This window comes from Streptomyces sp. NPDC045778 (assembly GCF_056431945.1).
The window spans coordinates 15,004-33,250 of the sequence record NZ_JBWKJZ010000033.1 but is presented as its reverse complement, the minus strand read 5'-3'; the positions used below and the strand labels follow the sequence as shown (position 1 = coordinate 33,250).

Here is an 18,247-nt window from a genome sequence, read left to right as displayed (position 1 = left end):
GGGGTGGGGGCCGGCTCAGCGCTCGAGCCACTTCACCCCGTATCCGGCGAGGTCGAAGCGCTTGCCGTCCACCTCCGCGCTGATGCGCCGGTCGAGCGTGTTCACCACGAGGACGGCGTCGTCGTCGGCGAGGACGCGGACGTTCGGCACGTCGTCGTCGGCGACGGTGACCTTCTCGTACGTGGTGCCGGGCGGGAAGGCCTCGGAGAACTTCGCGAGCAGGTCCAGTATCGGCTTCTCGCGGCCGCCGTCGGGGAGGTCCGTCGAGGACCACAGGCAGCCCGCGCAGTCGCCGCCGCGCTTCTGCGGGTTCCAGTAGAAGCCGCTCGTGGCGCCGCCGCGGGCCAGGGCGATCAGTCCCGAGGCGTGCACGGCCACGCGGTGCGCCTCGGACCAGTCGTCGCGGTTGTCCTTGCTGTCGCCGGGTTCCACGTAGTACTCGGCCCACCACAGGGGCAGGCCGCCGGTGCGCTCGCGCACCCAGCGGCTGGCGTCGGTGAACTTGTCGGTGGCCTGGAACTCGTCGGGCAGCAGTTCGTCGTCGACCGTGTAGCTGGCGCCGTCGACGACCACGAAGTCGGCGCCCGCCTTGTGCTTGTTCCAGTAGTCGAGCACGTCGAGCGAGCGCTGGTCCATGCTGCCCCAGGGGCCCTTCAGGTCCTTGGAGACGCCGTCGGTCTGGCGCGGGTCGACGCTGTTCATCACCACGTACGGGCCGCCGACCAGGATCTTCTTGTTGACGGCCTTCAGCGCCTTGTAGACCCGGTTGTACAGGTCGGTGTAGCCCTCGTAGTCCCAGCGGTGCTCGGTGCTGTTCCAGAAGCCCTTGAGTTCGTTCCAGACGACGAAGTGCCGTACGTCCGGATAGCGCTTGGCGACGGTCGCGGCGAGCCGGGCGAAGTCGTCGAAGTGCTCGGGCTTCGGGGCGGTCTCCAGGGAGGCCTTGCTCCAGTTCGTGTTGTCGGAGCCGGGCTTGCCGCCCTTCATCCAGTCGGGGGCGCAGCACAGGGTGACGACGGGCGTGCCGCCCGTGGCGCGGATGAAGTCGACGCGGCGGTCCATGGCGTCGAAGTCGTAACGCCCCTTGACCGGTTCGGGGTTGCCCGAGCCCCAGCCCATGAGGTGCTGGACCTGCGGCAGGGGGCGTGGCTTGCCCTTGATCAGCTTCTCGGCGCGCGCGACGGCGGCGTCCTCGCCCTGGTCCGCGCTGTGCTGGGTGTGCGTGAAGCCCCAGCCGACCTGCGCCTGCCGCGGGGGCGGCGGGTTCACGGGCGTGCCGTGCACCTTGTCGCCGTCCCTGGTGGTGCCCGCGGTGCTGCCGCCGCGCTCCTCGGGCAGGGTGAGCACGGTCAGGACCAGGGCCAGAACGGCCGCACCAACGCCGAGCAGAGCGGCGAGACGCCACTTCCGCGCATCCGAGTTCCACCCATGCCGTCGCATCGAGGGCCAGCGTATAGGCGGCGATTCCCGGTGGGGCGTGTTCCGTACGAGTGTCCTGGACTCACACGTGGCGTTCGGGCGGAGTACCGAAACCAGGGTGCACACGGGCGCGTCCGTGGCGGATCATGGCGGCATGTCTGCGAACCCTCAGGACGCCCTGCCGATCCGGCTCAACGTCGACGACAGCGACTCGCCGTCGGACGTCGTCGACGCGCTGTTCCTCGGCCGCTTCGCGACGGGCGAGCAGCCGTACTCGCACAGTGCCAACATCGACCGCGTCAAGGCCGCGTCGACGCTGCTGCCGCCGGGCGCCCGCGTGCTGCGGGCCGCCCGTGACGACGACCGCAGCGCGACCCTCGCCGAGGGCGAGGGCTGGACGCTGCTCGTCTCGCGCTGGAACCGGGGCGCGGACGTCACGGTCACGGCGACCTCGGCGGAGCTGGCCGAGCGCGTCCTGAAGCAGGCGACGGACGGCGCGCAGGACGACCCGGAGCCCCAGCCGGAGAACGTGACCATGGGGTTCTGGTACGTCTCGCCGCGGCGCGGCCCGTACCGCACGACGCGGCAGATCTCCGCCGGGACCTGGTCGGAGGTGCGGCAGAACTACACCGCGCCGGTGGCCGACGCCATGGACAAGCTGATGAAGACCACGCCGGAGGACATCTCCGGGCGGCTTCTCCTGCTGCACGGGCCGCCCGGCACCGGCAAGACGTCCGCGCTGCGCACGCTCGCGCGCTCCTGGCGCGACTGGTGCCAGGTGGACTGCGTCCTGGATCCGGAGCGCCTGTTCACGGACGTCGGCTATCTGATGGACATCGCCATCGGCGAGGACGAGGGCACGGCGAAGGGCCGCTGGCGGCTGCTGCTCCTGGAGGACTGCGACGAACTGATCCGCGGCGAGGCCAAGCACACGGCCGGGCAGGCGCTCTCGCGGCTGCTCAACCTCACGGACGGCCTGCTCGGCCAGGGCCGCAACGTGCTCGTCGGGGTCACCACCAACGAGGACCTGGAGCGGCTGCACCCCGCGGTGGTGCGGCCCGGGCGCTGTCTGGCCCGGATCGAGGTGGGGGCGCTGACCCGCGCCGAGTCGGTGAGCTGGCTCGGCACGGCCGAGGGCGTCTCCCGCGAGGGCGCGACCCTGGCGGAGCTGTACGCCTTGCGCAGGGGCACGACACCGCCGTCCGTCCCGGCCACCCGGGACGGCGCGGACGCGGGGCTGTATCTGTAGCGTCTGCCCCTGCCACGCCGGGCCCCCGGGCGCCGAGGAACTGTTGACCTGGGCTCAGGCCGAGGGGTCGTAGGCCGCGCGCAGCGCATCGCGCACCGCCGCCGACGCCTCTTCCTGCGTGAGGCCGAGGCGGCGCACCTGTTCGGCATAGGCCTGGGCGGCCCCCGCCGCGGCCCGGGCCCCCGCCTCCCGCGCCGCCGCGACGAACGTCCCGTTCCGTCCCCGCGTCTCGATCACCCCGTCCGTCTCGAGCGTCCGGTACGCCTTGGCCACGGTGTTCGCCGCGAGCCCGAGCCGCTCGGCGAGCGCGCGTACCGTCGGGAGCTTGTAGCCGACGGGCAGCGCCCCGTCCCGCGCCTGCTCGGCGATCTGCGTGCGTACTTGCTCGAACGGCGGCGCGGCACCCGCGCCTTCCTTGATGACGATCTTCAGAGCCACGCGCCGATTGTCCCGCACGCGCGGAAATTCGGAGGCACCCGGGCCCGCCCCGCGCGTACCGTCCGGGCCATGACCGAGATCCGGGTGCGTGAGCTGCGCACGTCAGACCCCGAGGACACCGCCGCCTACGCGGGGGTGCGGCGGGCCGCGGTGCCCGCCCTGCTCGCCACCGCCGCGTCCGTGGCGTACTCCTGCGAGCACGCCCACCCCGACGCCCGCTACCGCGCGCTGGTCGCGGAGGCGGACGGCGAGGTGATCGGCACCGCCCAGGTGGGGATCGCGCACGACAGCCCGGAGCCGGGGCAGGGCTTTTTGAACATCTACGTGCATCCGCAGCGGTGCGGCCTTGGCGCGGGTTCGCTCCTGACGCGCACGGCGGAGGAGCACCTCGCGGACGCGGGCGCGACGGCCCTGTTCTCGTGGGTCCTGGACAGCCCGCGCAACCGCGCGTTCGCGGCGCGGCGCGGCTACCGCGCGAGCCGTACGGCGCACTTCCTGCGCCTGGACCTGGCGCGGGGCGGACTGCCGCCGCTCCCGGACCCGCCCCCTGGTGTCGAACTGCGCCCGGCGTCCGACTTCCGGGACGACCCGCGCCCCCTGTTCGCCCTGGACGCCGAGACGGCGGCGGACGAGCCGAGCGACGTGCGCGCGGAGTTCTCGGACTACGCGTACTGGCTCAGGGAGACCTGGCACCACCCGCTCCTGGACCACGAGTTGACCATGGTGGCCGTGGTCGAAGGGGAGCCCGCCGCGTTCACCCTGGCGCACACCGACGGCTTGTCCCGGTACGCGTCGGGCATGACCGGCACGGCCCGCGCCCACCGGGGCCGGGGCCTGGCCAAGCTCGCGAAGAACGCCTCGCTGCACCGGGCGCGTGCGGCCGGCTTCGCGGAGGCCTTCACGGGCAACGACAGCGAGAACGGCCCGATGGTCGCGATCAACCAATGGTTCGGTTACCAGCTGTACGACACGGAGGTCCGTCATGTCCGTACCGTCGACTGACGTCGAGGTGGAGCTGCGCAAGGCGGGGCGCACGAAGATCCGCTATCCGGCCCGGCTGCTCTCGGACGACGGCACCCTCGTCACGGTCATCGCGCCCTGGGCGGGCGCGGGCGTCAGGGACTTCGGCTTCGTCCGTTTCGAGCCGGGCGACACCTTCGTGGAGCACTACTGGCGCGACCGCTGGTACGCCGTCAAGGAGGTGTACGCGGCGGACGGCACGCTGAAGGGCTGGTACTGCGACGTGACCCGGCCCGCCGTCCGCGGTGGCGGCGTCCTCACCGTCGTGGACCTGGACCTCGACCTGTGGTGTGCGGCGGACGGCAGTGCCGTGCTGCGCCTGGACGAGGACGAGTTCGCGGCGAGCGGCATCACCGAGGCCGACCCTGCCGCGGCCGAAGCGGCCGTGCGGGCCCTTTCGGACCTGGAGCGCCTGGCCGTGGAGGGGCTTCTGCCGCGCTCGCCCGCGGCCCTCTCGGCATAACTAAGGGGTAATCCAGTTTGCCTAAAGGCTTTAGGTAACTGCATAATCGGTTCTGTCGAAGGAGAGGACCGATATGGCACGCGCGGGACTGACCCCGGAGCGCCTCGCCCGGGCGGGGGCGGAGCTGGCCGACGAGGTCGGCTTCGACCAGGTGACCGTCTCGGCCCTCGCCCGGCGTTTCGACGTCAAGGTCGCGAGCCTGTACTCGCACGTGAGGAATTCCCAGGACCTCAGGACGAGGATCGCCCTGCTGGCCCTGGGGGAACTCGCCGACCGGGCCGCCGACGCCCTGGCCGGGCGCTCCGGCAAGGACGCGCTCACCGCCTTCGCGCACGTCTACCGCGACTACGCCAAGGAGCACCCCGGCCGCTACGCCGCGGCCCGGCTGCGGCTCGACCCCGAGACGGCCGCGGCGAGCGCGGGCGTCCGGCACGCGGCGATGATGCGCGCCATCCTGCGCGGCTACGACCTGGCGGAGCCGGACCAGACCCACGCGGTCCGGTTGCTCGGCAGCGTCTTCCACGGCTACGTCAGCCTGGAGACGGCGGGCGGATTCGACCACAGCCCGCCGGACCCGCGGGAGAGCTGGGTCCGGATCCTGGACTCCCTCGACGCCCTGCTGCGGAACTGGCCCGCTCCCTGAGGCACTCGCCCCGGCCGCGCCCTGCTGGAAGCGCCGCGGCCCGCCCTGGAGCACCGCGGCCGCGCCGTGTCCGCACGCGCCACGGCCGCGCCCCGCCCTGCCCGGAAAGACCCCCCGCCCCACCCCGACAGGCTGAGACATGCGCACCGAGCACCCCTTGACCACCGTCCCCCTCACCGCGGAGCTGCTGCGCGGCGCCCTCGACCTGGAGCGCACCGCGCGCGGGCTGCTGCCGCACCGGCTGCCCGCGCGGGCCCGCGCCCAGTGCGCCGACGGCCAGCTGGCCATGGCGGAGTCCCAGCCCTCCGGCGTCCGCATCGCCTTCCGCAGCCGGGCCACGGCCGTCGAGCTGGACGCGCTGCCCACCAAGCGGGTCTACGTGGGCGCGCCGCCCCGGCCCGACGGCGTGTACGACCTGCTCGTCGACGGCCGACTCGTCGGCCAGGGGAGCCTGGCCCGCGGCAACACCGTGACAATCGACATGGCCGCCGGATCCGCCGAGACCCGGCCGGGGCCCACCGGCACCGTGCGCTTCACCGGACTGCCGGACCGCGCCAAGGACATCGAGATCTGGCTGCCCCACAACGAGACCACCGAGCTTGTCGCGCTGCGCGCCGACGCCCCGGTCGCGCCGCTGCCCGACCGGGGCCGCAAGGTGTGGCTGCACCACGGCAGTTCGATCAGCCACGGCTCCGACGCGGCGAGCCCCACGACCACCTGGCCCGCGCTCGCCGCGGCGCTCGGCGGCGTGGAGCTGATCAACCTGGGCCTGGGCGGCAGCGCGCTGCTCGACCCGTTCACCGCCCGCGCCCTGCGGGACACGCCCGCCGACCTGATCAGCGTCAAGCTGGGCATCAACGTGGTGAACGCCGACCTGATGCGGCTTCGCGCCTTCGGGCCGGCCGTGCACGGGTTCCTCGACACGATCCGCGAGGGCCACCCCGACGTCCCGCTCCTCGTCGTCTCGCCCATCCTCTGCCCCGTCCACGAGGACACGCCCGGCCCCAGCGCCCCGGACTTCGCAGGCCTTGGCGAGGGGAAGCTCCGGTTCCTGGCCGCGGGCGACCCCGCGGAGCGCGCCGCAGGGAAGCTGACGCTCGCCGTCATCCGCGACGAGCTGTCCCGGATCGTGCGGCAGCGCTCCGCGGAGGACCCGCACCTGTCCTACCTGGACGGCCGCGCCCTGTACGGCGAGACCGACGCGGCCCGCCTCCCCCTCCCGGACAACCTCCACCCGGACGCCGCGACCCACCGCCACATAGGCGAACGCTTCGCCGCGCTCGCCTTCGCCTCCGGCGGCCCCTTCGCGGGGGGCGGGGCCTGAGGACACCGCCCTCCAAGGGGCGCGGGGAACTGCGCGCTCAGCGCGCGAAGAGCCGCAGTCGCGTCTGCTGAGTACCGAGCAGATGCGACTGCGGCTTTGTTGTGGCTGGTCGCGCAGTTCCCCGCGCCCCTTAAAGGGCGCCGTCCGCAAGGGCCTTGCGGTAATGGAAACGGTCGTAGACCCCCTCGACGCGCCGCTCCACGAACTCGTAGCCGAAGCGCGGGTAGATCTTCTGGTTCTCCCACATCATCGCGTTGGTGTAGAGCCGTATCTCGGGCAGGCCCAGGCCGCGCGCGTGCTCCTCGACGAACTCCAGGAGGCGGCGGCCGAGGCCCGTGCCCTTGGCGTCGGGGTGGACGGCGATGTTGTCGAGGTACAGGTGGTCGTCGTACGCGTGGACGACCACGAGGCCGACGACGGCGCCCGCCGTCTCGGCGACGTGCACGCGCCCCGCCGCCACGTCCTGGGCGTGGTCCGCCTCCATGGGCGCGGGCACGCGGCCGATGCGCTCGATGTAGTGGTGATACGCCGCGTGCGTGATGTCCCGCACGGCGGGCACGTCGGCGGCGGTGGCGGGACGGATCGCGCCCTGCACGCCGCCCGAGGTGATCTTGTCGGTCATTCCCTCACCGTACGGCGGGAGTTCAGCAGGCGGCGCGCCGGTTTCCGCAGCAGGGGCCGGAGCAGGACCAGTGCGATCACCGCGTAGACGGTGACCGAGAAGGGCGTGTCGACCAGGCCCCGTACGCCGCCGTCGCTGATCTGGAGGGCCCGGCGCAGCTGTAGCTCGGCGTTGGGGCCGAGGATGACGCCGATGACGGCCGGCAGGACCGGAAGGCCGTAGCGGCGCATGCCGAAGCCGATCAGGCCGATGCCGAGCAGGATGACCAGGTCGAGCGCCTCACCGCCGACGGCGTACGCGCCGACCGCGGCGAAGAACAGGATCCCGGCGTACAGGTACGGGCGCGGGACGCGCAGCAGCTTCGCCCACACGGGGGCCAGCGGTAGGTTCATGGCGAGCAGCAGCACCATACCGACGAACAGGGACGCGATCAGGCCCCACACCAGCTCCGACTCGCGTTCGAACAGCAGGGGGCCGGGCTGGATCCCGTAACTCTGGAAGGCGGCGAGCAGCACCGCGGCGACGGCGGTCGTGGGCAGGCCGAGGGTCAGCATGGACACGAGGGTGCCCGCGGCCGACGCCGACGCGGCCGACTCCGGGCCCGCGACGCCTTCGATGGCGCCCTTGCCCCACTCGTCCTTGTGCCGGGAGAGGCGCTTCTCGGTGACGTACGACAGGAAGGTGGGGATCTCGGCGCCGCCCGCGGGGATCGCGCCGAGAGGGAAGCCGATGAGGGGGCCGCGCAGCCAGGACTTCCAGGTGCGCTTGACGTCCTGCTTGCCGAGCCAGGGGCGGCCGACGGGGATGGCCCGGACGCTGGTGCGGCGAAATGGGGCCTCCCCTGTTCGGACGAAGCCGAGAACTTGGGGACGCGCGGCCACCCACAGGGCCTCGCCGATCGCGAAGAGGCCCACGGCGACGATCACCACGTCGATGCCGTCGGCGAGTTGGAGGGAGCCGAAGGTCAGGCGCTGCTGCCCGGTCATCTGGTCGAGGCCGACGAGGCCGAGGGTGAGGCCGACGAGGAGGGAGGCCAGGCCGCGGATCCTCGATGAGCCGAGGACCGACGTCACGGCGATGAAGGCGAGGACCATGAGGGCGAAGTAGTCGGGCGCGCCGATGTCGACGGCGAGGTCGGCGACCTTCGGCGCGAGGGCGACGAGCAGGACCGTACCGATCACGCCGCCCGCGAAGTGGCCGATGGCGGCGGCCGCGAGCGCCTGCGCGCCCCGGCCGGACCTGGCCATCGGGTTGCCCTCCATGGCGGTGACGACGGCGGCGCTCTCCCCCGGTGTGTTGAGGAGGATCGACGTGGTGGAGCCGCCGAACATCGCGCCGTAGTAGATGCCCGCGAACATGATGAACGCGCCCGTGGGTTCGAGCCCGTACGTCACCGGGAGCAGCAGGGCCACGGCCATCGCGGGGCCGATGCCGGGGAGCACGCCGATCGCCGTGCCGAGGAGCACGCCGACCGCGGCCCAGAGCAGGTTGACCGGCGTGAGGGCGGTGCCGAAGCCGTCCATGAGGGAGGTGAAGGAGTTCACGTCACAGCACTCCCATCAGGGGGCCGCCGGGCAGCGGCACGCCGAGCAGGTTGTTGAAGACGACGTAGGTGACCAGGGAGAGCCCGGCCGCGATGAGCGGGTCGCGGTGGACCGCGCGGCTGCCGAGGGCGTAGGCGGCGCCCCAGAAGAGCAGGGCCCCGGCGACGGGGAAGCCCACCGGCTCGATGAGGACGGCGGTGGCGAGGAAGACCCCGGCGAGCAGCAGCACGGTGCGCCAGTCGGCGGGTTCGGACAGGTCGGCATCCTCGCCGCCCCCGGTCTCGCCGCGGCCGCCGCGCAGGACGTCGACGGCGAGCAGGACGGAGATGAGGAGCAGCCCGGCGCCGACGGCGATCGGCACGGTGCGCGGGCCGACGGGCCCGCGCTGGGCGATGGCCACGTCCATGGTGAGGGCGTCGGCGAGGACGACGACCCCGAGGGCGAACAGCAGGAAGCAGACGCCGAGTTCGGAGTGTTCGCGCAGCCAGGCGCGGCGGCCTCGGGCTGCGGGCGCGGGTTCGGCGGCGGTCAAAGCCCCAGCTCCTTCAGGACTGATGCGACGCGCCGGTCCTGGGCGTCGAGGAAGTCGCCGAACGCGTCGCCGGCGAGGAAGGCGTCGTCCCAGCCGTTCTTCTCGAGGGAAGCGCGCCACTCGTCGGAGCCGTGGAGTTCGCGGACGAGCCCGATGAGCTTGTCGCGCTCGGTGCCGGAGAGGCCGGGGGGCGCCACGATGCCGCGCCAGTTGGTGAAGTCCACGTCGTAGCCGGACTCCTTGAGCGTGGGCCCGTCGAGGCCCTTGACCCGCTTCGGGCCGGTGACGGCGAGCAGGCGCAGCTCGCCTGACCTGATCTGGTCCAGATACTCCCCGACGCCGGAGACGCCGAAGGCGACCTTGTCACCGAGGAGGGACGCGAGCAGTTCGCCGCCGCCGTCGAAGGGCACGTAGTTGACGTCCTTCGGCGGGATCCCGGCGGCGCGGGCCATCAGCATGGGCGCGATGTGGTCGGGCCCGCCGGGGGCCGAGCCACCGCCGACGGGCAGCTTCCCCGGCCGCTCCTTCCACGCCGTGACGAGGTCGTCGATGGTCTTGTACGGGGAGTCCTTCGACACCACGACGACGTCCTGCTCCTCGGTGAGCCGGGCGACGGGGGTGGTGTCGGCGAGGGACTTGGGCGCGTCGTTGGAGCGGACGGCGCCGACGACGCCGAGGCCCATGGACATGGCGAGCCTGCCGTTGCCGTGCTCGCCGACGAGGCGGCTCAGGCCCACGGTGCCGCCGGCGCCGGGCAGGTTGAACACCTCGACGCGGTGGGTGAGCCCGGCGTCCTCGGCGTTCCTCGCCGCGGTGCGGGCGGTGATGTCGTAGCCGCCACCGGGGGTGTTGGGGACCATGAAGCGCAGGCCGGGGATCCGGGTGCCGGTGCCGTCGCCGTCGCCCGGGGTGAGCAGCGGGGGTCCCACGAGCACGAGGAGCGCGGCCCCGCACAGGGCGAGGGGGGCGCGCAGCCGCCTGGGGACGCGCAGTCGCGCGGGGGTGGGTGGTCGCGCGGGGATGTGTGATCGCACGGGTGTCACCGCCTGCCTGAGCGGGAGTGTGAGGTGGCCCACATGGTGCCCACGCGTCGGGAACCTGTCTCCCTTCCGGAATCAACGGACGTTGTGGTCCTTGTGGTCGCGCTCGTAGCCTGCGGCGACGACGAGGTCCGAGGGGGGCCGGGCGATGACGAGGGTGCTGGTTGTCGACGACGACTTCATGGTCGCCAAGCTGCACTGCCGGTACGTCGCCGCGGTGGACGGGTTCGCGGTGGCGGGCGTGGCGCACAGCGGCGCCGACGCGCTGCGGGCGGCGGACCGGCTCCGCCCCGACCTGCTGCTCCTGGACGTGTACCTGCCCGACATGGACGGGCTCGCGGTGCTGCGGGAGCTGCGGTCGGCCGAGGGGCTCGACCCCGGCAGGGAGCCGGCGGACGTCCTCTTCATCACCGCCGCCCGCGAGGCCGGGGTGATCCGCGCGGCCCTGCGCGCCGGGGCCCTGCACTATCTGATCAAGCCGTTCAGCCAGGCCGCGCTGCGGGAGCAGCTGCGGCACGTGGCGGCCCTGCGCGCCCGCCTCGACGGCCTGGGCGAGGCCCGCCAGGAGGACGTCGACCAGCTCTTCGGCAGCCGCCCGCCCGGCTCCCGCGCGCTCCCCAAGGGCCTGGCCCCGCACACCGCGGACCTGGTGGCCCATATCCTGCGCGCCCACCCCGGGGGCCTGTCCGCCGCCGAGTGCGCGGAGGCGGGCCGCCTCTCGCGCGTCAGCGCCCGCCGCTACCTGGAGTTCTTCGCGGGGACGGGCCGCGCGGAGGTGACCCTGAGGTACGGCGGCGCGGGGCGGCCGGAGCGCAGGTACCGGTGGGTGGGGTGACCGGAGAGGGCACGCGGGGGGTGCCGCCGCGGCGGTGCGCCCGGGCGAGGGGCGGGCGGCCGGGCCCGGTGGGGCAGCCGCTACTGTGAGCCGCATGAACGGGGGATCACGACGAACGGCGCCGTGCGAGTGGTGCGGCACACCGGTGCCTCAGCCACGCCGGTGGCGCACGCGCCGGTACTGCTCCAAGGCGCACCGCCGCAAGAACCGCGTGGTGGAGGCCATCGGGAACTTCCTCGACAGCGTGTAGCGCTGCTCCGGGCAGGGGCGGGCGGGCCTGTCCCTGAGGCCTTCATTAGGGGGTCCTTAACGCGACCATAAGGATCGTCATCGGCCGCTCCCAGCAGGGGTTTTCGGGGTTCCGGCGGGCTAGCTTGCTCAGCGTCGCGGGATGCCGCAGGCCCCGTGTCCCCCCACCCCCTGAGGAGAGTTCCCCCATGCATGCTCGCCGTAAGGCCGCCGCTCTCGCCGCCTCGGGCGCCGCGTCACTCGTGCTGTGCCTGGCGCAGGCGCAGCCCGCCGCCGCGCACGGGTCGATGACGGATCCGGTGAGCCGGGTGGCCGCCTGCTTCCAGGAGGGTCCCGAGGCGCCGAAGTCGGCGGCCTGCAAGGCGCTCGTCCGGGCGGGCGGCACCCAGCCCCTGTACGACTGGAACGAGGTCAACATCGCCAACGCCGCGGGCAAGTCGAAGGAGATCATCCCGAACGGCAAGCTGTGCAGCGCGGGCAACGCCAAGTACAAGGGGCTCGACCTGCCCCGGGCCGACTGGCCCGCCTCGAAGCTCAAGGCGGGGAAGCACACCTTCCGCTACCGGGCCACCGCTCCGCACCGCGGCTCCTTCGAGCTGTACCTCACCAAGGCCTCCTATGACCCGGCCAAGCCCCTGAAGTGGTCGGACCTGGAGGCCCGGCCCTTCGTGAAGATCACCGACCCCAAGCTGGTGGACGGCTCCTACGTGTTCAGCGGGACCGTCCCGGCCAGGGCGGGGCGGCACCTCGTCTACTCGATCTGGCAGCGGTCCGATTCCCCCGAGGCGTTCTACACCTGCTCGGACGTGGTCTTCGGCGGGAGCAAGCGCGAGGGCGTCGCCCCGGCCGCCGCGCCGGCCGCCCCCGCCGCCGCGCCGGTCGCCGCCGCGCCGTCGGAGAAGGACATCGCCGCCGGTGCGGAGAAGTCCACCGTGGAGCACAACGGCCACGGCGACCTCGGCGGGAAGAAGGCACCCGGGGGCGAAGGCAACGCCCCCGAGGCCAAGGGCGGCGCCGCGAGGCCGATGGCGGCCACCGGCGAGAACCTCGCCGAGACCGGCAGCGACGGCTCCACGACGTACTACGCCGTCGGCGGGGCCGCGGCGCTCGCGCTCGGCGCGGGCACGCTGTTCGTGGCGGCACGGCGCCGTGCCGCCACGCACCGCTAGGGCCTAGGACAGGCAGGTCGTCGGGGTCGCGTGGGCCGGGTCGAGCGCGTTGGCCACCTCGTGGTGGGCGACCCGGTCCAGGACCCCGACGGCCACGTGCTCGGCGAGGTCCACGGGGCACAGGTCCTGGACCAGGACGTTGCGTACGTTCGGCCCGTCGAGGAACTGCGAGCGGTAGGGGGTGACCACCTCGTCGTACCGGGTGGCGATGACGGTGTAGCGCACGCCGGGCACGGTGTCGCCGCCCGCGTTCAGCTTGGCCAGGAAGGGCGAGCCCGCGATCTGGTCGGCCAGGCTCGGGGTCGCCGCGGTGAGCAGGTCCTTGACGCCCGGGAAGTACGGCAGGAGCTTGGTCAGGCCGAGCAGGGTCGTGCCGTGGTTGTCGGGCGCGATGCCGACGAGCGCGTTCACCTTCGGGGCGCCGCCGAGGAACTTCAGGTAGTAGCGGGGCATCATGCCGCCCTGCGAGTGCCCGACGAGGTCGACCTCCTCGGCTCCGGTCGCCGCGAGCACCTTGTCGACGTAGACGTCGAGTTGCTCCGCGGACTTCTCGACGGGGCCGAGTCCGTGGACGAGGGGCACGAGCGGCAGTTGGCCGTAGTCGAGCGAGAAGACGCAGTACCCCCGGCTCACCAGGTAGGGCGCGAGGACGAGCCAGTTGTCCACGGAGTTCGCGAAGGTGCCGTGCACGAGGACGACCGGGCGGGGGTGGGCGGCGGACGGCTCGCAGTCGTAGTCGTTCCAGCCGCGCGTCGAAGAGGGCGTGGCGGAGGCGGTGGTCTCGACGGCCGTGGTGGTGTCGGCGGCCGTGGCGGTGAGGGTGACCGTGGCGGCGCCCGCGATCAGCAGGGCGGTGGTGAGCGCGCGCAGCGCTCGTCTCCAGGACAGCATCAGGCGATCTCCTCGCGGCTCAAGGCAGGTGCGACGACCGGCTAACGACCGACTGTGACCCGGATCACGGCATTGACGCGTTCACGCTAAACTACGTGTGAGTAGTAGAAGTGTGAAGTTGCGCGGGAGCAGAACTTCCCAGCGACCGCCGGCACGGTCCCGCGTCCTCGCGGGCCTGCCGGACGCGCACCGGCTCGCCCTAGGCCGCCAGCGCCCCCGGCACGATCGCGGTCGCCCCGAACTTCCGCCGGGCCCGGTCGGCCACCTCTTCGATGCGGCGGGCCTTCTCGTCCGCCGGGTCGAAGGTGAGCTGGTGGGCGGCCTGGTCTGCGGGGCCGAGGCCCTCGGCGCGCAGGGCGATCGCGCGGACCCTGGCCCGTTGCAGGCCGAGCGCCTCGTACAGGCCGTACGCCGTCCGCGTCAGCTCCGCCGAGTGCGCGGTCGGCTCCTTCAGGGTGCGGCTGCGCATGGTCGCGGAGCGGTCGGCGTAGCGGACGGTGAGGGTCAGGGTGCGGCAGACCTTGTCCAGGGCGCGCAGCCGGGTGCCCAGCTCCTCGGCGGCCGAGAGCAGGGCGCGGCGGTGCCGGCCGGGGTCGATCTCGTCGTGGGAGAAGGCACGTTCGGCGGCAAGGGAGCGGGAGACCGCGTTCGGTACCACCCGGCCGCGGTCCACGCCGCCCGCCCGCTCGCGCAGCTCGCGGCCCGCCTTGGCGCCGATCAGGCGCTGGAGCGTGGACAGGGGCGCGGCGGCGACCCGGCCGAGGGTGTCGAGGCCGTACTCGCACAGGATGCGGGCGGTCGCCGTGCCGACGCCGGGCAGCGCGGCGACGGGCCTGTCCGCGAGGAACTCTGCGGCGCCCCCCGCGGGCACCGCGCACGGCGCGCCGGGCCGGGCGTCGCGCAGCGCGACGCGGGCGAGCCCCGGGCCGGGCCCCGCGCCGATCACGCAGTCGACGCCGTGCAGCGCGAGGGCCCGCACGCGGATCACCGACGCGAGGCCGAGGGCGTCCCGCCCGAAGTACCGCTCGGCGCCCCGCAGATCGGCGAGGGCCCCGTCCGGCGGCAGCGCCTCCACGACCGGCGTGAACTCCTCCAGGAGCCCGAGCAGGCCCGGCAGGGCCGCCTCGTACATCGGCGGCAGCTGGAAACGTACGCAGAGGATGGTCATCCCGCACTCCCCGGGCTCTGGTGCCACAACTTCCGTCCCGTGGGGGCCCGTTCGCCGGGCGGTCGGAGGTCGGCCCACGGGTGCATCTCGTATCCGGTCTCCATCCGGATGCGGCGGCCGCTGGTGGGGTCGCCGTCCTGTCCGGGCGCCGCGCCGCCTTCGGCCAGGCGTGGCGCCACCGCGTCCAGGCCGCCCTCGCGGCGCAGCTCGACCAGGTCCGCGAGGTTCCACGCCGCCGAGCCGACGACGCTGAGGCTGCGCGGGCCGCGCCGCTGCACCACGCCGCGGACCAGGAGCAGCCAGGAGTGGAAGACGGTGTGCGCGCAGGCGGCGTGGGCGTCGTCGAAGAAGGCCAGGTCGACCAGGCCGGTGCCGTCGTCGAGGGTGGTGAAGATGACGCGCTTGCCGGAGCGGATCGGCGGGGTCTGCGTCGCGGCCTTGGCGCCCGCGACCAGGACGGTGTCGCCGTGCCGCGCGGTGCGCAGGCGGCGCGCGGAGGTGACGCCCAGCTCGCCGAGGAAGACGCGGTGGTCGTCCATCAGGTTCCGCGAGGCGTCCATGGAGAGCACGCCCAGCTCGGCGCTCAGCCGCTCCGCGTCGTCGAGGTCGGGCAGGCCCGCGGGCGCGGTGTCCCGGCCGCCGGCAAGGGGCAGCTGGGGGCCGCGCGCGCCCCGGGCGCCGCGGTGCAGCTCCGTCAGGTGCAGTTGCAGGTCACGGCGGTTGGCGCCGAAGGAGTCGAGCGCGCCCACCTGGGCGAGCCGGCCGGCGAGCGGGCGGCTCGGCCGGGCCCGCTCCCAGAAGTCGAGCAGCGAGGAGTACGGCTGCCCGGCCGCGATCCGGTCCGCCTCCGCCTCGCTGATGCCGTGCACGTCGAGGAGTGCGAGCCGCACGCCCCACACCCCGGATTCGGACTCCAGTTCGATGCGATGGGCGGCCGCGGACCGGTTCACGTCGAGGGGCAGGATCGGCACCCCGCGCCGCCGCGCGTCCGCGAGCAGCAGCCGCTTGGGGTACATCCCCGGGTCGTGCGTGAGCAGGCCCGCGTAGAAGGCGGCGGGGTGGTGGGCCTTCAGCCACGCCGACTGGTACGTCGGCACGGCGAAGGCCACGGCGTGCGCCTTGCAGAAGCCGTAGCTGCCGAAGGCCTCGACGATCTCCCAGGTCCGCCGGACGGTCTCGGCGTCGTAGCCCTTCGCGGCCGCCGCCCGGGCGAACCAGAGGCGGATGCGGTCCTGCGAATCGGGGTCGGACAGGCCGCGCCGCACCTGGTCCGCCTCGTCGCGGCCGCAGCCGGTCATGATGGCGACGATGTGGATGATCTGCTCGTGGAAGACGACGACCCCGTACGTCTCCTTGAGTGGTTCCTCCAGGTCGGGGTGGGGGTAGCGGACGGGCGCGCGGCCGTGCCTGGCCTCGATGAACGGCCGCACCATGTCGGCGGCGACCGGCCCTGGCCGGAACAGCGAGATGTCCACCACCAGGTCGTGGAAGGTCGCGGGCTGGAGGCGGCCCACCAGGTCGCGCTGGCCGGGGGACTCGATCTGGAAGCAGCCGAGCGTCTCGGCGGAGCGGATGAGCCGGTACGTCGCCGCGTCGCCCTCCGGCACCTGGCGCGGGTCGTCCAGGTCGACCCGCTCGCCCGTGGCCCGCTCGACCTCGGCGACCGCGTGCGCCATCGCCGACTGCATCCGCACGCCGAGCACGTCGAGCTTGAGCAGGCCGAGGTCCTCGACGTCCTCCTTGTCGAACTGGGACATGGGGAAGCCCTCGCCGCTGGTGGGCATGACGGGGGTGCGCTTCAGGAGGGAGGCGTCGGAGAGCAGCACGCCGCACGGGTGCATGGCGACGCCGCGCGGCAGCTTGTCGAGGCCCTCGACAAGCTCCCACAGGCGGCCGTGCCGGTCCGCTTCGGCCGCGATGCCCTTCAGCTCGGGCAGCTCCGCCATCGCGGCGCGGGCGTCGCGGGCGCGGATGTGCGGGAAGGCCTTGGCGATCCGGTCGGTCTCGGCGGGGTCCATGGACAGGGCGGCGCCCACGTCGCGGATCGCGTGCCGGACCCGGTAGGTCTCCGGCATCGCGACCGTCGCCACCCGCTCCTGGCCGAACCGGCCGAGGATCGCCCGGTAGACCTCCAGGCGGCGCGCGGACTCCACGTCGATGTCGATGTCCGGCAGGACCCGCCGCCGCGTGGACAGGAACCGCTCCATGAGCAGCCCGTGGGCGACCGGGTCGGCGTGCGCGATGCCGAGGAGGTGGTTGACCAGGGACCCGGCGCCGGAGCCGCGCGCGGCCACGCGGACGCCCATGGTCCGTACGTCGTCGACGACTTGGGCGACGGTCAGGAAGTACGAGGCGTAGCCGTGGTGGGCGATGATGTCCAGCTCGTGGTGCATCCGCTCCCAGTACGCCCGCCGGTCGGCACGCCGGTCGTAGCCGCGCAGCACCATGCCCGCCGCGGCCCGGGACGCGAGGACGCGCTGCGCGGTGCGGCGCCCCGCGCCGACGAGGGCGGGCTCGGGGAAGCGCACGGAGCCGATGCCGAGGTCGTCCTGGGGGTCGACCAGGCACGCGGCGGCGGTCGCCCGCGTCTGTTCGAGCAGCCGGTACGCGGCGTCGCGGCGGAACCCGGCGGCCTCGACGACCCGCTCGGCGACGTCCAGCATGGCGGCCTCGTCCTTCAGCCAGCGCTCGCCGCCGTCGTGTTCGCCGCGCGGGTCGATGGGCACCAGGCGGCGCGCGGCGTCCAGGACGTCGGCGACGGGGCCCTGGCCCGGGTCGGCGTAGCGGACGGCGTTGGTCAGGACCGGGCGCAGGCGCTGCTCGGCGGCGAAGCCGACGGTGCGGGCGGCGAGACGCAGCGAGCCGGCCCCGGTGCCCGAGCGGCCGTGCCACACCGCTTCGAGGCGCAGCGCGTCGCCGTACCGCTCGCGCCAGGGGACGAGAAGCCGGGCCGCGCGGTCGGGGCGCCCGGCGGCGAGTGCGCGGCCGACGTCGGACGCGGGGCCGAGCAGCACGGTCAGCCCTTCGCCGTGGTTGTCGTCCCAGGGCAGCACGGGCTGTCCCCCGCGAAGGGCCGCGCGGGCGGCGTCGGCCGCCGGGGCGGACCAGGGGCCGGGGGCGGGCCGGTCGGCGCCCGGGGCGGCGGGCGGTCCCGCGGGGGCGGGGGCGCCGCCGTCCGCGTCCCGGTGGGCCGCGCTGACCAGGCCGCACAGCGCGGCCCAGCCCGTGGCCCCGTCCCGGGCGAGGAAGGTCGCCCTCGGGGTCGACTCGTCGATGAAGGCACCGCCGCGCACCGGGGCGCGGCGGCGCGCGCCGCGCTCGCCGCCCTCCCGGGGCGCGGCCGGTTCCACCGCGAGATCCGTCCCGAACAGCGGTCGTACGCCCGCCTTCTCGCACGCCTTGGCGAAGCGGATCGCGCCCGCGAGGGTGTCCCGGTCGGTGAGCGCGAGCGCGTCCATGTCCCGCTCGGCGGCGCGCTCGGCGAGCCGCTCCGGGTGCGAGGCCCCGTACCGCAGGGAGAACCCGGAGGCGGTGTGCAGATGCGTGAACCCTGGCACACGCACCTCCTGAACCTTCCGCTTCCTGTCCCCCACCTCCACCATAGACCAAGTTCGAATATTCGTTCGACCACGCGTGGGGGG

16 protein-coding genes are annotated in these 18,247 nt (G+C 73.8%); 7 read left to right on the top strand and 9 right to left on the bottom strand.

Going from position 1 to position 18,247, the window contains the following annotated elements; all coding sequences use genetic code 11:
• Positions 1-15: 15 nt before the first annotated feature.
• Entirely contained in the window at positions 16-1,440 is a 1,425-nt protein-coding gene (locus AC07GB_RS32085; RefSeq protein WP_478851616.1) for a GH39 family glycosyl hydrolase, read from the bottom strand.
• A 133-nt stretch (positions 1,441-1,573) separates the two neighbouring features.
• Between AC07GB_RS32085 and AC07GB_RS32080 the strand changes: the two genes are divergently transcribed.
• A complete protein-coding gene (locus tag AC07GB_RS32080) occupies positions 1,574-2,668 on the top strand; it encodes a DUF5925 domain-containing protein (protein WP_478851614.1) in 1,095 nt (364 codons plus the stop codon).
• Positions 2,669-2,722: 54 nt separating this feature from the next.
• Here the strand turns inward: AC07GB_RS32080 and AC07GB_RS32075 are convergent, their stop codons facing one another.
• On the bottom strand, positions 2,723-3,106 hold the full coding sequence (locus AC07GB_RS32075; RefSeq protein ID WP_478851612.1) for a GntR family transcriptional regulator: 384 nt from the start codon (positions 3,104-3,106) through the stop codon (positions 2,723-2,725).
• 69 nt (positions 3,107-3,175) lie between these two features.
• Between AC07GB_RS32075 and AC07GB_RS32070 the strand changes: the two genes are divergently transcribed.
• The 4 genes from AC07GB_RS32070 to AC07GB_RS32055 all read left to right on the top strand — a co-directional run bounded on the left by AC07GB_RS32070 (position 3,176) and on the right by AC07GB_RS32055 (position 6,556).
• Entirely contained in the window at positions 3,176-4,108 is a 933-nt protein-coding gene (locus AC07GB_RS32070; protein WP_478851610.1) for a GNAT family N-acetyltransferase, read from the top strand.
• Complete coding sequence (locus AC07GB_RS32065) at positions 4,089-4,589, top strand: ribonuclease FAU-1 family protein (RefSeq protein ID WP_478851608.1); 501 nt, start codon at positions 4,089-4,091, stop codon at positions 4,587-4,589. Before AC07GB_RS32070 ends, AC07GB_RS32065 begins: the two co-directional genes overlap by 20 nt.
• Before the next feature lie 73 nt (positions 4,590-4,662).
• The gene (locus AC07GB_RS32060; protein WP_478851606.1) at positions 4,663-5,232 is read left to right on the top strand and encodes a TetR/AcrR family transcriptional regulator; all 570 of its coding nucleotides are present in this window, start codon (positions 4,663-4,665) and stop codon (positions 5,230-5,232) included.
• A 139-nt stretch (positions 5,233-5,371) separates the two neighbouring features.
• Positions 5,372-6,556 (top strand): GDSL-type esterase/lipase family protein, encoded by a 1,185-nt coding sequence (locus AC07GB_RS32055; protein WP_478851604.1) that lies wholly within the window; start codon positions 5,372-5,374, stop codon positions 6,554-6,556.
• 130 nt (positions 6,557-6,686) lie between these two features.
• Here AC07GB_RS32055 and AC07GB_RS32050 read toward each other — a convergent pair whose 3' ends face one another.
• From AC07GB_RS32050 to AC07GB_RS32035, 4 genes are read right to left on the bottom strand one after another with little or no spacing between them, the layout of a single operon-like run.
• Positions 6,687-7,178: a GNAT family N-acetyltransferase gene (locus tag AC07GB_RS32050; protein WP_478851602.1), complete on the bottom strand. Its 492-nt coding sequence runs from the start codon at positions 7,176-7,178 to the stop codon at positions 6,687-6,689.
• Positions 7,175-8,722, bottom strand: coding sequence for a tripartite tricarboxylate transporter permease (locus AC07GB_RS32045; protein ID WP_478851600.1), 1,548 nt, complete (start codon positions 8,720-8,722; stop codon positions 7,175-7,177). Before AC07GB_RS32045 ends, AC07GB_RS32050 begins: the two co-directional genes overlap by 4 nt.
• Before the next feature lies 1 nt (position 8,723).
• Positions 8,724-9,254 (bottom strand): tripartite tricarboxylate transporter TctB family protein, encoded by a 531-nt coding sequence (locus tag AC07GB_RS32040; RefSeq protein ID WP_478851598.1) that lies wholly within the window; start codon positions 9,252-9,254, stop codon positions 8,724-8,726.
• Positions 9,251-10,246: a Bug family tripartite tricarboxylate transporter substrate binding protein gene (locus tag AC07GB_RS32035; RefSeq protein ID WP_478851721.1), complete on the bottom strand. Its 996-nt coding sequence runs from the start codon at positions 10,244-10,246 to the stop codon at positions 9,251-9,253. The genes AC07GB_RS32040 and AC07GB_RS32035 overlap by 4 nt, the downstream gene beginning before the upstream one ends.
• 196 nt (positions 10,247-10,442) lie before the next feature.
• On the opposite strand from AC07GB_RS32035, the gene AC07GB_RS32030 reads away from it, so the two are divergent.
• Both AC07GB_RS32030 and AC07GB_RS32025 read left to right on the top strand, forming a co-directional pair.
• Positions 10,443-11,129, top strand: coding sequence for a response regulator (locus AC07GB_RS32030; RefSeq protein WP_478851596.1), 687 nt, complete (start codon positions 10,443-10,445; stop codon positions 11,127-11,129).
• A gap of 437 nt (positions 11,130-11,566) precedes the next feature.
• Entirely contained in the window at positions 11,567-12,547 is a 981-nt protein-coding gene (locus AC07GB_RS32025) for a lytic polysaccharide monooxygenase auxiliary activity family 9 protein (protein ID WP_478851594.1), read from the top strand.
• A gap of 3 nt (positions 12,548-12,550) precedes the next feature.
• On the opposite strand, the gene AC07GB_RS32020 is transcribed toward AC07GB_RS32025, so the two are convergent.
• From AC07GB_RS32020 to AC07GB_RS32010, 3 genes are all read right to left on the bottom strand, one after another.
• Entirely contained in the window at positions 12,551-13,438 is an 888-nt protein-coding gene (locus AC07GB_RS32020; protein ID WP_478851592.1) for an esterase/lipase family protein, read from the bottom strand.
• 199 nt (positions 13,439-13,637) lie between these two features.
• The gene (locus tag AC07GB_RS32015) at positions 13,638-14,606 is read right to left on the bottom strand and encodes a DNA polymerase Y family protein (RefSeq protein ID WP_478851590.1); all 969 of its coding nucleotides are present in this window, start codon (positions 14,604-14,606) and stop codon (positions 13,638-13,640) included.
• Positions 14,603-18,163: a DNA polymerase III subunit alpha gene (locus tag AC07GB_RS32010; protein WP_478851588.1), complete on the bottom strand. Its 3,561-nt coding sequence runs from the start codon at positions 18,161-18,163 to the stop codon at positions 14,603-14,605. Before AC07GB_RS32010 ends, AC07GB_RS32015 begins: the two co-directional genes overlap by 4 nt.
• Between the last annotated feature and the right edge of the window lie 84 nt (positions 18,164-18,247).